The sequence below is a fragment of the Arthrobacter sp. TWP1-1 genome (assembly GCF_049897845.1).
GTDB lineage: Bacteria > Actinomycetota > Actinomycetes > Actinomycetales > Micrococcaceae > Specibacter.
In genome coordinates this window covers 657852-673424 of record NZ_JAFCXC010000001.1, presented here as the reverse complement: position 1 = coordinate 673424, position 15573 = coordinate 657852, and the positions used below count along the sequence as shown (strand labels likewise).

Genomic DNA, 15573 nt, shown 5'->3' with positions numbered 1-15573 from the left:
CTTAGGCACCGGCCTTCACGATGGTATTTACGGCAGCCACAATGCGTTCCAGATCGTTCTGGGACAGCGACGGGTGAACCGGCAGGGACAGGACTTCCTTGGCCGCGATCTCCGTGTTGGGGAGCTCTACGGGGCTGTTGAAGGACGGCAGGCGGTGGTTTGGGATCGGGTAATAAACGCCAGAACCGATGTTGAACTCCGAGCGCAACCGCTCATGAAGCTCATCGCGTCCTTCCGGCACACGGATCGTGTACTGGTGGTAGACGTGCTCGGCGCCCTCAGCAACCGTGGGCGTTCCGACGCCTTCAAGGTTGGCCGTGAGGAACGCGGCGTTGTCCTGGCGTTGCTTGGTCCAGCCCATAACCTTGGTCAACTGCACACGGCCAATGGAGGCGTGCAGGTCCGTCATGCGGTTGTTGAAGCCAACGAGTTCGTTTTGATACTGGGTTTCCATGCCCTGGTTGCGCAATAAACGCAGTTTGCGTTCAACAGTGGAATCCGAGGTGGAGACCATGCCGCCCTCGCCGGAGGTCATGTTCTTCGTCGGGTAAAGGCTGAACATGCCGAACTTGCCAAAGGTTCCGACCTTTTTACCGTTCAGTGCCGCGCCATGAGCCTGGGCAGCATCCTCATACAGGTCTATGCCATGCTTCTTTGCCAAGGCTGAAAATGCCTCCGCAGCAAACGGGTGCCCATAGAGGTGCACGGGCATGATGCCCTTGGTCTTGTCGGTAATGAGGGATTCCACGTGGTCTACATCGAGCGTGTAGTAGTCCAATTCGATGTCGGCAAAGACCGGGGTTGCGCCGGTCAAAGCTACCGAGTTACCGGTGGCTGCAAAGGTGAACGACGGGACAATGACTTCGTCTCCGGCGCCAACGCCGCAGGCCAGCAAGCCAAGGTGCAAGCCCGAGGTGCCTGAGTTCACGGCAACGCTTGCGCGACCGTCAAGAAGGACATCTGAGAACTCATTCTCAAAGCTGGCGACTTGCTGGCCCTGTGCCAACATGCCGGAAGCCATGACAGCATCAACAGCTGCACGCTCTTCGTCACCAATAATCGGTTTTGCTGCCGGAATAAAGTCCTGGCTCATGCGCTGTCTGCCGCCTCTTTAAGGGAGTTTGAATCTTCAATATATTTTGATCCTGTTTCCGGGCACACCCAGAACCGTCCGTCCTGCTTGAGAGGGAAACCGGCCTTGCCGACCCACCCCAAGCGACGGGCGGGAACGCCTGCCATCAAGGCAAACGCTGGAACGTCTTTCGTGACGACGGAGCCAGCAGCGATGGTGGCCCAACGTCCAATGGTCAGGGGTGCGACACAGACTGCCCGGGCACCGATAGATGCCCCGTCTTCAATCGTGACACCAACCGGAGTCCAGTCGTGAGCGCTTTTCAGCGTTCCGTCCGGACTCACGGAACGGGGATAGGTGTCATTAGTAAGTACCACCGCGGGTCCGATGAATACACCCTTGCCCAACACAGCCGGTTCATAGACCAGGGCGTAGTTTTGGATCTTGGTATTTTCACCTACGAGCACGCCCGGGCCCACATACGCTCCCCTGCCTACAACGCAGTTCGCACCAAGTACGGCATCCTCCCGGATCTGGGCCAGATGCCACACCTTCGTACCATCGCCAAGGCTGGCCTGTTCTGCTACATCGGCGCTAGGTGCTACGTAACTCATGCCCTGATTTCCTCTCGCTGCGCACTGAATTCACCTCTTGGGGCCCGCTTTTCCACTATTACGGTCACAGTGAAAGCGCCCCCGCACGGGCATAGACTCTAGTGAATTCTTCCACAACCAGCACTGGTGCGAACGCAGACGGGATGGTAGCGGCGATAGTTTCCCCAGACACGTTGGCAAACCTCCGCAACGCAAGTTCGACGCCGGCACCAAAGTCCTGTGCGCTGTCATTTCCGACCAGAACACTATTCTCCGCCGTTAGAAAATCCCTGACTGCGGGCAGGTCCGTCACCACTGCGGGCAGACCTGCCGCAACGGCCTCGGCGGCGGCGACACAGAACGTTTCATGGCTCGTCGGCAGAAAAAATACGTCAGCCTTACGGAGTTCCTGCTGCACCCGCTGAGGCTCCACCCACCCTGTCACAGACAAATGGTCAGTGACACCGGCCGCCGCAGCGGCCGCCACCATGTTTGCCCGGAGCGGTCCGTCGCCCACCCAGGTCAATGACGCGTCAATTCCCTGATTGCGAAGTAGCGCCAGGGTCTGAACAGCCAATAGCGGGCGTTTTCCTAATACCAACCCGCCCACACTGATCAGTCGTGTCACACCGTTTGCCGGGGCCGTCCTGTTAATTTTTTCCTTACTCACGGAAATCACATTGGGAACTACGTCCACCCGCCCGCCTCGAGCAAAACGGCTTAGTTGTTTAGCTTGAGCGGTACTCACGGCAGTAACAACGTTGGGCAGCTTCAAGATATATCTCAGCCAGGAAAGCGCCACCCACAGCTTGGACACGCTGGCTGGATCGGCCATTCCGCTCCAGTGCTCCGTGTGTACCCAGGGAGTCCGCCGGAATGCATGAATTGGGGCTGCAACCACGGCCGAAGTGAACGCCATGGTGTGCAGCACGTCTGCCTCTTTCAACGCCGCCCATACATGGCGCGCCAAAGCGAGATAACCCAAGGGTCTGAGTGGGGATATCGAGATCCGGGTGACAGGGACACCGCCATAGTTCTCGGAAACCACGGCACCTGTGCCACCCAAACGGACGTGGACCACGCGCACATCATGATCGTCCGCAATGGCCTGAACATGTTTGAGGTTGAAGGGTGCCGTGGCTTGATTCCCAGTATCCGGGAACCAGGTGGTGAGGACGAGAACACGCACGTTCTATCTACGCCCTGCCAATGACACGGTAGGTGACGCCGTCCCACTTTTCGACTGAGCTGACTCGCCGGCCATCGATAAAAGCCTTCACACCAGGCAAATCTGCTGGTGTCAGTTCGCGATATTCGGCATGGTCCGCCTGCACAACGGCGGCGTCAACTTCTTCGCCCAAGTGGTAGGGAAGGAAACCGAGCTTGGTCAACTCAGCATCCGAATACATGGGGTCATGAACCAGCGCAGTCCCGCCACGACGGTTAATGGACTCCACCGCGTCGAACACGCCGGAGAATGCTGTTTCCTTAACACCTCCACGGTAGGCCGCACCAAGGACCACCACGCGCGCGCCGGTCAAATCACCGTAGGCACCCTCCAGCAGGCCAATGGTGTAATCGGGCATATCGGCGTTCGCGGCACGGGCTGCGCGGACGACCGTTGCCTCCGGGTCATTCCAGAGGTACAGGCGCGGGTAGACGGGGATGCAATGCCCGCCAACGGCAATGCCGGGCTGGTGGATGTGGCTGTATGGCTGTGAGTTGGAAGCATCGATGACTTGATAAATGTCAATGCCTGTCTTGGCTGCGAACCGGGCAAATTGGTTGGCCAGGCCGATGTTGACGTCTCGATACGTGGTTTCCGCGAGCTTGGCCAGCTCGGAAGCTTCGGCTGAGCCAAGGTCCCAGACACCGTTTCCTCGTGTCAGGTCCGCGCGCTCATCAAAGTCCAAAACGGACTCGTAGAAATCAACGGCCTTGGCGGCGCCAGCCTCGGAAAGACCACCGACGAGCTTGGGGTACTTGCGCAAATCTTCAAATACTCGTCCCGTCAAGACTCGCTCAGGCGAGAATACCAAGTGGAAGTCCTTGCCTTCCACTAGGCCCGAGCCAGCTTCGAGGGCCGGCTTCCAGCGGGTGCGGGTGGTGCCAACGGGCAAGGTGGTTTCGTAGGCAACGAGCGTATTGGGCGTCAGGTGACGGGCCAGTTCGGCAGTTGCTGCGTCCATCCACCCAAAGTCCGGGTTGGCATCCTTGTCCACGAATAGCGGAACAACCAAGACCACGGCATCGGCGCCTGGGACAGCGTCGGCGTAGTCCGTCGTCGCACGTAATTTGCCTGCAGGTACCAGCTCGGAGAGCTTTTCCTGCAAATAGGCTTCTCCCGGGAACGGCTCCGTTCCGGCATTCACCAAGTCCACGACGGCCTTGTTGACGTCGACGCCAACAACTTCGTGGCCCTTTGAAGCAAACTGGACAGCCAGGGGCAGGCCGATCTTGCCGAGTGCAATAACTGCGATCTTCACGTGTTTAGCCTAATCTCTCTATGTTGCTGGCCCGCCGATAACAGCGTGCACGGCGGATTCACAAGTTCGTTCGCTATTCGGGTGACGGCTAATCCAGCTGCAATGCGTCCTGTAGGGGCGTCGCGAGTGTCTTTGCAAATGTTGTGGTCAAGTGGTTGTCCCTAAAAACCAGGACGTTTCCGATCACCGGTGGACAGGTGTCGTTTCTGCAGAGGTACCCAGTGAAATCGATCACTTGAACTGATCCGACTTCTTCGGCCGCAGCCCGCAGTGGGTCAACGTTGGGATTTCTTCGTATCTGGCAGTCATCCGAGGAGGGGCCCTTTTTCGCTACGCAGTCAGGCACAGACATTGCCGGGTATGGCGTGTCTGCCACGACGCTCACCTGGATGCCTGCGTCGATCATGGGCCTGAGCATCTCGACGTAACCGTCAACCAACGCAGAATCGCTGGGCCACCCCCATTTCAGGGTTTTCCGGTAGCCCTCTGGCGCCATTCCCGCGACAATCACCTTTTCAGGCTTCATGGCAAGGATTTTTTTGAGCGTGCCTTTGTTTTGGTCTGAACAATTTGTGTAGGTGGTTGTGGCGCTTGCCGGAGGTGCCGCCGAAAATGGGCAGCCATTGCGCACCAGGGCTCGAACCTGCCATCGGTGTTTGTTTGCAATTGAGGCAAGCGGGTCTATGTATTGGCCGGCGTGCGAGTCGCCGACAAGAACAATGCGCTTGCTTCCGGCCGGGTTGCCGTACCAACACTGCGCGTCGGTGAACTTGCCCGGGTCGTAGCTGCCACAACCGTCGATGAACGTTAGCGGGACGTCCTTACCGGCCACGGCAGGATCCGGGCTAATGGGAAGCCCGTCTGGTACGCGTGCCGGATGCTCCTGGTCGAAGGCCATCGCGCCCGGATAGTCTGGCGAACCCTCAGCGGATATTGCCTCCAGCGATTTGATTTGAACAACGGTCCAAGGCGCCGCCGCAGCAACACAGCTGACGATGACCAGCCCACTTGCAAGGGCGTAGGCCGAGCGATTGCGAGTAGTGGGACGGTATCGCCGTCTGGCACTCGGGGACGCTGGCTTGGCGAACCTGAACCGCTGTTCAACCTGATGGTAGGACAGCGACGCCAACAAAAGACTTAGTGTCAGAATTCCAGCCCCACCGGCAAGGCCAGGTTCATGTCCCTGTATCAAGATGTAGAAAACTATGACGGGCCAGTGCCACAGATACAACGAATAAGAGATGTCACCCAAATACGTGAGGGGTCTCAGGCTGAGAAAATGTGACAGCCCCAGACGTCCCAGCGGCCGGACTGAGCCTGACGGCGCCCCGGCAACAATGATCAGGATGGTGCCTAGGACCGGCACAAGGGCGATAAAGCCGGGAAAAGCCATTGTGGTCTGAAAGGCGATGGCACTTACAAGAAGCATGCCCATGCCTACCCATCCTGCGGCAAAGCGGAGGATGGGACTGAGCGTGATCGCGGGCAGCATCAGTGCAAGGATTCCGCCCAGGCCCAGTTCCCACATTCTGGTGGTCGTGGCGAAATAGGCGATGTCGTGGCTCTGAAGGGAGAAGGCCACGGAGTGAATAAACGATGCGATGGACAGTGCGACCAAGAACCAGAGACTCGCCGTCCTGGCACCCAGTTTTAGGCTACGCCCTCCTGCAACGGCCAACACCAGCAACAAGGGAATAACCAGATAGAACTGCTCCTCCACCGCCAATGACCAGAAATGCTGGACAGGTGAGACCATGGCACCTGCAGATTCATAGCTGGTAGATCCGAACGCCTGATTCCAGTTTTGAATTTGCAGGGCAGACGCCACCACATCACGGGCAACTTCCTGCCAGCGGCCCTGGGGCAAAACGAAGATTGTCGCGGCAACAACGGCAAGCAGGACTACGGTGCTTGCCGGCAGCAGGCGGCGGATGCGTCGGGCATAGAAGGTGCCAAGGCCCACCGTTCCGGTTTTCGCCAGTTCACGGACCAGCGATCCCACAATGAGAAACCCGGAAATGACCAGAAAGATGTCAACGCCGACGAATCCGCCTGGCAGCTTCCCAGGGTACAAGTGATAGACAATGACCAGTCCGACAGCCAAGGTTCTCAGCCCCTGGATGTCCAGGCGCTGTATGTGCACAACCGATGAGGCCTGCTGGCTCACTCGCCACGCATCTTGGCTACAGCGTCATGGATTGACCCATCAAATCTGACCTCGCCATGATCCAACAAGACGCCTCGGGCACAAATACGTGAGACTAGGTCCAAGTCGTGGCTTACCACCACCAGGGTCTTTCCTTCGGCCGCAAGTTCTTGAATCTTGGCGATGCATTTTTTCTGGAACGGCTCATCGCCAACGGCCAGAATCTCATCCACAAGGAAAACCTCAGGATCGGTGTGAACCGCTACGGAAAACGCCAGCCGCAGGTACATTCCTGAGGAATAGAACTTCACCTCAGTATCGATGAACTTGCCAATTTCGGCAAAATCAACAATTGACTGAAAGCGCTCGTTAATCTGGTCCTCTGTCATACCCAAAATGGCACCGTTGAGGTAGACGTTGTCCCGACCAGAAAGGTCCTGATGGAAGCCCGCACCAACCTCGATCAAGCCCGCCACTCGGCCGCGCGTACGCACGGTGCCGCTGTCTGGGATCATGACACCTGAGATGTGCTTGAGGAGGGTCGACTTTCCGGAACCATTGAATCCCAGCAGCGCAACGGTCTCGCCCTGCTTAACATCAAGGTCCACGGCTTTGAGCGCATGAAACTTCTCCGACAGATCACCTTTACGGCCCTTGATCAGCCAAACAAAGGCTTCCTTGATGGAACGCGAGTGGCGCAAGACGAACTGCTTGTTGATACCTTTTACTTCAATTGCCGTAGTCATCCTAGAGCTCCTGCGCGAATCGGCCTTCAAGCCTGCGGAAAGTCAGCTGACCCCACAACAGGACTCCAGCCGAAATGATGAGTGCCAACGGAACCCACAAAGACAGTAAGTTTGGTGGAATGCCAGCGCTACCGTCTGTAGTCGGTAGCCAAAAAGCAAAATGGAAAGTTTCCACAGCTATGGTGATCGGGTTGAGCTGGTAAACGGTGAACCACGCTTCGCCCAGTTTGTCGTGCACCATTGTCCACGCATACATGACAGGAGAAGCCCATGTTGCAATCATCAACAGCATGTCGACAAAGTTCTCCGAATCACGGAAATAGACGTTTGCGGCCCCGAATAGCAGGCCTAAACCCGTGGCCAGAAGCGCCACAATAATAAATCCAACCACTGCAGCGGCCAGTTGCAGAAGCGACGGATGCCAGCCACTGAACAAACAAGCCACCAGCAAAATCATCAGTTGCGGGAAAAAATGTACTGCCGAAACCCATACCGATGCGACTGGAAAAAGTTGGCGGGGCAGATAGATCTTCTTGATCAACCCGCCATTACCAACAATGGATCTGGATGCGTTTCCCAGAGCCTCCGTGAAAAAGTTAATGAGTACAATTCCGGAAAACAGGTAAATAGCGTAATTGGGCAGTCCTCCCTTGTTGGTCGGACTTTGTTCCAGACCCAAGAAAACGCCAAGAGCAACATAAAAGACCACAAACTGAACGCCGGGTTTTACATAGGACCACAAGAGGCCCAGCACAGAGCCGCGGTAGCGAACCTTAAGTTCCTTGCGAACCAAAAGCTTAAGCAAAAAGCGTGCCCGCACCACATCTGCTAGCCCGCCGCTGACTCCCGGGCGGACTAGCTCACTGTTCGTTTGCGTCATCTGTGATTATTTCTCGATCTGCTCACTGTGCGCCGCGAATGTCTTTTCCCACGCCGCAATGGATGTAATTTCAGTCAGTGCATTCTTGTACTGGATACTGAGCTTTTGCCAGTCCTTCAGCAGTTCTGCATGGAGCTTGGCGCTTTCGGCCATCATCCTGCGCAATTGCTTGGGATCCCGTTTGTACCAGGAGGCTCCGGTTCCTTCGGCATTGGAAACCACAGCAGAATCATACTGAGACATGCGCCACCAGCGGTTATCCTGATGGGCCACGTTTGCCTGTGGCCGGTCATTGCTGGCTTGAGTCAAGGGCGCAGACAGTTGGCGAATTACGGTCTTGGCAGCCCAAGGTAGGAGCCCAACGTAAGACGGCGGACGGACCCCATGCCCATGCTTGGGAGGCTTGTCCATCTTCGGCGCCGGGTAGGAGTCAGGATCCGAAGAGAACTGTGAGTCCGAGTATCCGCTCATCATGGACCGGATCTCCGGCAGCTTGCCCGGCAAAAGGCTGTGGAGCTGATCCGGTCCAGCCAGCAAGTCACGAAGCGCCATGATGCGTCCCTGCGCGGTAGCGTACTGCATCGATACCAAGTGCTTGACGTCGAACGAGTAAGACTGGCGGACAACCTTGCCACCATACTCATAGGGGCTGTGGATCAATGCCGCGATGAACCGGTTACGGGCGTGGAAATACGCCTGCCAACCTACGAGGTCATCCTTGTCAATCCAAGAAACATGCCATACAGCAGCTCCGGGCATTGAAACGGTCGGGTAGCCAGCGGCCTTGGCGCGCAGGCCATACTCTGCGTCATCCCACTTGATGAAAACGGGGAGGGACAGACCAATCTCGCGGATCACCTTGGTGGGGATCATGCACATCCACCAACCGTTGTAGTCCACGTCGGTACGGCGGTGCAGCCACCCAGTCTGGCGCAGGTTTGAACTGAGGAAATCGTGCCCCAAGGTCATCTCGTCGCTGGGCAGGTCTGGCTGGAAAGAGTAAGGATTTACAGTTTCACCGAAGGTGTGAAGCACCGTTCGGTTATATAGATCGAACATGTGACCACCAACAATGGTTGGCGTCTTGCAAAGATCCGCGAACGTCAATAGGCGGATGATGCTCTCGGGCTCCACCACCACATCGTCATCCATCAGGAGTGCGTAGTCGCTGCCGTTTTCAACGGCTTCATACATGCCGCGGGCAAATCCTCCAGAACCACCGAGGTTGTCCTGGTTGATGATGCGTAGTTTGCCGGTCAGCGCTTCGGCCACTTCGGCAAAACCTTCAGCGTCGGCCACCTTCTGGGTCCCCTGATCAACCAAGATCAGTTCCTTGACGTGCTCCAGAGCCTGGGGGTTCTCGGCGAGCAGCCGCAAATTGTTGATGCAAAAATCAGTCTTGTTGAGTGTGGTGATTTCGAGGGTAATGGTGCCTGGCGTCTTAGCGTCACCTTCAGCCTGCCACTCGGCTGCCTTCAATACCACAGGGGTTGAACCAGCAACAAGGTCGAACCAGTACCAGCCGCCGTCACCAAACGGCTTCAGCGTCAAGTCAAAGTTACTTACAGCTTCGCCGTCTACTCGCACCGAATCGACGCGTTGCAAGGCTCCTCGCGCGTTGGACTTGTAAACAATAACTGAGCCCGTGCCGGAAGTTTCGACGGACAAACGAACACTGTCAACGGTTGTCCAGCGCCGCCAGTAACTGGCCGGGAATGCGTTGAAGTATGTGCCGAACGAGACGCGCTCGCCCGGGCGGACAGACGTTGAGTAGCGAGAAAGGAAGTCTTCAACGTGAACTTCCTTCGAAGGCCCGCTTACCCTCTGGGCTGGCGTGTCGGTGCGTCCGCCACCAATCGTGGGCAGCTGAACGCCCGTGGCGCTGCCGGTATCCATGTACAGCGGAGCTGTATCCATTTGGCTTTGCTTCGGCAAAATCACTCGCTGGAGGGTGCGCCACTGCTGGGCCTCGGGTGCCGCCGTCGTGCTTTCCAAATTCTCAGTTACGCTCACGCGTCAACTCCTCCGCTTTGCAGCTTCGCACCGCCGGTGAAGTGCGGCTTGATCTTGTTGTCATACATGTTCAGCGCAGAGCCGATGGCCATGTGCATGTCGAGGTACTTGTAGGTGCCCAGGCGGCCACCGAACAGTACGTCCTTCTCGCCGCGAGCCAGGTCGCGGTAGGCCAGCAGCTTGCTGCGGTCATCGCTGGTGTTGACGGGGTAGTACGGCTCATCGCCCTTTTCGGCAAAGCGTGAGAACTCACGCATGATGACCGTGGCGTCCTTGGTGTACTCGCGTTCCGGGTGGAAGTGGCGGAACTCGTGGATGCGCGTGAACTTCTGCTCTTCATCCGGGTAGTTCATAACGGCACAGCCCTGGTAATCCTCGATCGGCAGAACTTCCTGCTCCAGATCGATGGTGCGCCAGGAAAGGTCACCTTCGGCATAGTCGAAGTAGCGGTCAACGGCGCCGGTGTAGATGACCGGAACCTGGCCGGTGACAGCCTTGCGGGAGTACTCGCCGTCGTCGAAGAAATCGGTGTTCAGCACAACTTCAATGTTGGGGTGATCGGCCATGCGCTCGATCCACGCTGTGTAGCCGTCAACCGGCAGGCCCTCGTGGGTGTCGTTGAAGTAGCGGTTGTCATAGTTGTAACGCACAGGCAGGCGGGAGATGATCTCGGCCGGCAGGTCCTTGGGGTCGGTCTGCCACTGCTTGCCCGTGTAGTGCTTGATGAAAGCTTCGTACAGGGGGCGCCCAATGAGCTGAATGCCCTTGTCGTTCAGGTTCGCAGGATCGGTGCCTGCGAGCTCGCCGGCCTGCTCCTGGATCAGCGCACGCGCCTCACCCGGGCCCATGGACGACCGGAAGAATTGGTTGATGGTGCCCAAGTTAATTGGCATCTGGTAGACCTCACCCTTATGGGAGGTGTACACCTTGTGCTGGTAGTTGGTGAAGGCTGTAAAGCGGTTCACGTACTCCCACACGCGCTCGTTGGAGGTGTGGAACAGGTGCGCCCCGTAGCGGTGCACCTCGATGCCGGTCTGTGCCTCGTTCTCGCTGTAGGCATTACCGCCGATGTGGTGACGACGGTCAATGACAGCTACCTTCAACCCCAACTCGGTGGCGGCACGTTCTGCAATGGTCAGGCCAAAGAAACCCGAACCGACGACGACTAGGTCAGCGTTCACAAACTCTCCTGTGTAGCTAGGTAGCAAATAATAGGCACAGTGGTGCCGTGGTCTATCTCCTTAGGTTACCTGAACGTTACTGTTTGCCCGTTCCTACGTGGCCGCGCTCACAGCCTTTTGCTAGGAACATTCCTCCACACAGTCGCCTGCCTACCAATCTCTCCACAAAGTACGACGTCGGACCCCACTGCCCCGTTCGGCGAGCCTAGGCTCGTGGAACAGCGAGTGGAGGCATGAGGGAGGCGCCGTGTTACTTGAGATCACGATCGTGGCCGGACTTGGCGTTGCGCCGTTTCCGCCCACCGAGCTCACCATCATGTGGCCTTGTGAAGCGCAAGGGGCCGATGATTCCGGCGTCTCGCTCCGAAGCGCCCTCGATGAACGCTGGCCGGGGTACAACTTTTTCGTCAGCGGGGAGGAGCTCCAATATCTGCACGCCGGAACAGCTCCCCTGGTCGATGGAGCGGTTGTGGTGGCACAGCCCCGGGACGCAGGTGCTGGTGGGCCGGGTCGCGAGGTTTCGACAGGGTTCAAGCCCGCCGAATCTGGCGCCGGTACCGCTGCCTTGCTATGTATCTGTTCAGGCCCGGGTGCTGGTGCCGTGTTTGCCTTACACCGTGGCCAATATTCTCTCGGCCGTGGCCACTGTCGAATTACGGTCTCGGACCCGGCGTTGTCCAGACACCACGGCACGTTGCGTGTTGGCTCCCACCACATCACGCTAACGGCCATTAGAGGATCTACCGGGTTCACGCTTCGCCGCACTTTAGACTCCCCCACTGCGAGCGCCGAACCGATCAAGGGTACGAGAGTACTTCTGGTGGGGCAAAGGGTTCACTGCGGGTCCACCGAGTTTGAGCTACGGTTCCCGGATTCCGGATTGCTCGATCCGACGTCCATGCCCGACGGCACAAATGCCCTTCTTGATCCAGCAGCGTTGGAACCGCTGGTGGTCACAAGCGATTCGGGCTCCGTGCGCAATCGCGTGGCAATGATCGTTGCGGGCACCCTGCCGTTAGTGTTGGGCATCGGGCTGGCGCTGTTGATGGGATCGTGGATGTTCCTTGCGTTTTCTGCCATGGGCGCCACAGCTGTGGTGATACCGCTCATTGGCGGTTCGAAACGGCGGAGGGCTTTTCGGTCCGCCATTGCTGACGCCACTCGGCAGGACTGGGCCCGCCGAGCAGCTGCCTTCCCTGACGCGGCTTCTTTGATGATCGCTACGCGGACCAGCGCCGTGGAGCAGGCTGAGGGGAAACCACGAGCAAGGCCGTCATTGGATGTTGCCTTGCGCCTGGGCATAGGGACCGCATCTGCTGCCATTGCGGTGTCTGCGAATGATTCAACGTTCATCCCGCCTGAGATACCCTCCCTTCCCATAACGGTTCCTTTAGGGCCGCGACCTGTCACCATAAACGGCCCGTCCGCCCCTATGCTGAAACTGCTCAACTTTGCTCTCATGCAGCTGGACAGCGCCCAGATCCCAGTGGTTCTGTTTGGCTCCGCGGACATCGTTCCCTTGGAGGCTCGATTCCTGCCCCTCACCGTACTGGCGACTTCATTGACAGCCGCGGCCCTTGCTCTGGCTGACGTCAGCCCCGGAACAAATCGAGTCAGTCCAGGGGCCGTTCTGGTGGCCATTAACGAGCCGGTAACTGGCCTCCTTGCTTCCGTGCCCGGGCTGCACGTCCTTCACTTTGCGCTACCGCGCCCAAATTCCTTGGGTGGTTCCTCCACTACTCTCCGCTCCTTGGGCACTAGACCACGGAGCACTGAACCCCTCGGACCTACTGGCGCAGTTGCCGCAGCCCCGATGATGGCGCTGGGTGGCAGCGGTTCCGCCAGCGCGCCAGATGCTGCTTCGGTGTCTTTGGAGGCCGCGGGCAACCACATAACTGGGACGTTCAAAGGGAGTCAGTTTGTTCCGGACGGCGTCTCTTCCTCGGTATTTGGTGACTACGCCCGTCGTCGTGCTTTTCAGTGCGGCGGCGTCAGCGATTCCTGGGGACCCGGGGAACAACGATCGTTGCGGGCGAATACACTCCCTTTGCTGGAGCGGAGCTCCGTAGCCTCCATTGTGCGCGAGTGGGGCCGGAGCTCCGGAGGTCAACTGTGCCCTGTCCAATTGGGTCTGGCTGAAACCGGTCCAACAATGTTTGACTTCTTGCGCGACGGTCCGCACCTTCTCGTCGGAGGAACCACCGGCTCGGGTAAGTCCGAGATCTTGCGGACCTTGGTGGGAAATTTGGCCATTGCCCACTCACCGGCCGATCTTCAATTTGTGTTCATCGATTTCAAGGGTGGCGCGGGGTTGGGGGTCTTAGTGAAATTGCCACACACTACCTCGCTCATTACCGATCTCAGTGGGCACGGCATGGACCGTACCTTGGCGTCCTTGCGAGCCGAGATCCGCCACCGCGAAGCTGCCCTGGCCAGTGTCGAGGCGGCCGACAGCCAAGGGTATCGGGCGATGATCGGCAAATCTGGGGCAGTCCAAGACGGTCATTCAATGGCCCATCTAATCATTGTCGTTGACGAGTTCAGGGTATTGGTGGATCAGTTTCCTGATGCCATGGCTGAGCTGATGCGCATCGCCGCGGTGGGCAGGTCCTTGGGAATCCACCTAGTCTTGGCCACCCAACGGCCGCAGGGAGCCGTGAATGCCGATATCCGGGCGAACGTCACGAGCTCAATCTGCTTGCGAGTGCAATCGGTCTTTGACTCCACGGACGTCATCGGCACGGGCGTCGCTGCATCCATCAGCGTTGGCACCCCGGGCCGCGCATTTATTAGCCGAGCGGGGGCAATCCCCGAGGAGTTTCAAAGCGCCACCCTGCGCCTGCCTGATGTGGCCCATGGAGGGCTGCCTACCGTTGAGCTAGCCACTGCGCGGTTGGCGCGTGTGCCAACCTCTGGCACGGACACCGGCGCCGGGCTCCGCCAGAGCGACGTCGCCGCAGTCGCCAAACTGCTTACCGAAGCCTGGCAAGTCGTCCAAGCACGCGGTCCGGAGCGGAACGCGCCTTGCGTTGTGGCTGATGAACTTCCAAGTGAAGTGGAAATACCCATAAATACTCCTGCCACCAGTACAAATGACGACGGGGCGGGGTGTGAGGTGGTGCTCGGGATTGTGGATGTCCCTCAAAGTCAATCCCTGCACACACTTCGATGGAACCCTCTAGGGCACTCCCATCTGGCCTTCTTTGGAACCCAATCTGAAACTTCCACCGCCACGGAACTGGTCGTGGGGCAATTGCTGACGGCCAACGCCGAGCAGGAGCGCATGTGCCCGCATCTGCTGTATCTGTTGGACGGGAACGGTTCCCTGCAGGCCAGTTCGAGCAGCGAATTTGTGGGTGCCTACATTACGCCTCAGAATCTACGGACCGCCGCCCATCTGGTGCAGAAGTTGGCGGAGACGGCTCGTTCCCACCCCGAAAGCATGCTGGTCCTCTGCATATCCGATTGGGGCCGATGGGCAACGGCCCTGCGCTCAAGTCCCTGGCATCAAGCCGAGGACGGAATCGCCGAGTTGATCCGGTTCGGCCACCAAAACCTCGTGGTGGTCATCGGAGGAGCGCGTGAGCTAGTGACCGCACCGTTTCTGTCATCCATACCCAACAGGATCTACCTGACCCATGGCAGCAGCGCCGAATCCACCATGCTTTGGCCGCGACTCCCCCAATTCGACCCCGTTCCTGGACGCGCGTCCATCGCGGGACCTCTCAACACTCATTCCGCAGCTCATCAGATTGGTACGGAGGACTTACATATTGCCCAACTTGCCCGGCCGGCCCACACCACCATTGATCCCACATCCATGGCCGGACGCCAGGCAGAAGGCATCCTGCACGTCAGTCCGCTGCCACGGACGCTCACCCTGGCCCAACTACACGTTGCTATGAGCCGCAACTCCCGCAGGTCTACCGGGGAAGGTCTCCAACCCGTAGGTGGCCGAGGACCATCAATTCTTCTCGGTATTGGCGGCGACGGCGGCCAAGCTGTGGAGATCGCAGTGGTGCCGGGATCCGTCCTGCCTGTGGTCGGTTCGCCCGGATGCGGTAAGTCAGATTACCTTCGGGCTTTGGAACTCCTGAATGGCGAAATGCTGCTGAACGGCGAAGCCAATCCAACCCGGATCTTGTATTTGGACGATGCGGCCACCCTTCCACCAGCCAAGATCCAAGAAGCCACGCAACATCTGTCGCAAGGAGCAGTGATTGTGGCAGCATTCCCCTACCCCGGCCCGAGCTTGTCCGCCCTCCCTGCGGAATGGGGGCTGAGAAATCCACAGCAGGGCATCGTCCTCGCACCCCAACGACCGGGCGACGCTGAGCTGTTCGGTGTGCGTCTGGACACCGTGGGCGCGGAGCCTCCGGGCCGCGCCGTACTCCTCAACCGGGGCCGCAGCACCTGGTTTCAATGTCCGCAGGCTGACTAAACGCCGGCAGAAAGG

Annotated in this window: 10 protein-coding genes; 1 reads left to right on the top strand and 9 read right to left on the bottom strand. The window is 58.4% G+C overall.

Annotated features, from left to right (window positions below):
• Window position 1: 1 nt before the first annotated feature.
• The 9 genes from ACP7B9_RS03150 to glf form a co-directional block, all read right to left on the bottom strand.
• Complete coding sequence (locus tag ACP7B9_RS03150; protein WP_425860663.1) at window positions 2-1093, bottom strand: DegT/DnrJ/EryC1/StrS family aminotransferase; 1092 nt, start codon at window positions 1091-1093, stop codon at window positions 2-4.
• Window positions 1090-1686 (bottom strand): acyltransferase, encoded by a 597-nt coding sequence (locus tag ACP7B9_RS03145; protein WP_425860661.1) that lies wholly within the window; start codon window positions 1684-1686, stop codon window positions 1090-1092. Before ACP7B9_RS03145 ends, ACP7B9_RS03150 begins: the two co-directional genes overlap by 4 nt.
• 64 nt (window positions 1687-1750) lie before the next feature.
• Window positions 1751-2854 carry a glycosyltransferase gene (locus ACP7B9_RS03140; RefSeq protein ID WP_425860659.1) on the bottom strand — a complete coding sequence of 368 codons (1104 nt, stop codon included), beginning with the start codon at window positions 2852-2854 and terminating at the stop codon, window positions 1751-1753.
• A 7-nt stretch (window positions 2855-2861) separates the two neighbouring features.
• On the bottom strand, window positions 2862-4151 hold the full coding sequence (locus ACP7B9_RS03135) for a nucleotide sugar dehydrogenase (protein ID WP_425860657.1): 1290 nt from the start codon (window positions 4149-4151) through the stop codon (window positions 2862-2864).
• 88 nt (window positions 4152-4239) lie between these two features.
• Window positions 4240-6318: an acyltransferase family protein gene (locus ACP7B9_RS03130; RefSeq protein WP_425860655.1), complete on the bottom strand. Its 2079-nt coding sequence runs from the start codon at window positions 6316-6318 to the stop codon at window positions 4240-4242.
• Window positions 6315-7043: an ABC transporter ATP-binding protein gene (locus tag ACP7B9_RS03125; RefSeq protein WP_425860653.1), complete on the bottom strand. Its 729-nt coding sequence runs from the start codon at window positions 7041-7043 to the stop codon at window positions 6315-6317. Before ACP7B9_RS03125 ends, ACP7B9_RS03130 begins: the two co-directional genes overlap by 4 nt.
• Window position 7044: 1 nt before the next feature.
• Complete coding sequence (locus ACP7B9_RS03120; protein ID WP_425860651.1) at window positions 7045-7923, bottom strand: ABC transporter permease; 879 nt, start codon at window positions 7921-7923, stop codon at window positions 7045-7047.
• Window positions 7924-7929: 6 nt separating this feature from the next.
• Window positions 7930-9840, bottom strand: a complete 1911-nt coding sequence (locus ACP7B9_RS03115; protein WP_425860735.1) for a glycosyltransferase — start codon at window positions 9838-9840, stop codon at window positions 7930-7932.
• Window positions 9841-9932: 92 nt separating this feature from the next.
• Window positions 9933-11117, bottom strand: coding sequence for a UDP-galactopyranose mutase (gene glf / locus ACP7B9_RS03110; protein ID WP_425860649.1), 1185 nt, complete (start codon window positions 11115-11117; stop codon window positions 9933-9935).
• Between the two features lie 247 nt (window positions 11118-11364).
• Between glf and ACP7B9_RS03105 the strand changes: the two genes are divergently transcribed.
• A complete protein-coding gene (locus ACP7B9_RS03105; protein WP_425860647.1) occupies window positions 11365-15558 on the top strand; it encodes an FtsK/SpoIIIE domain-containing protein in 4194 nt (1397 codons plus the stop codon).
• Window positions 15559-15573: the final 15 nt, after the last annotated feature.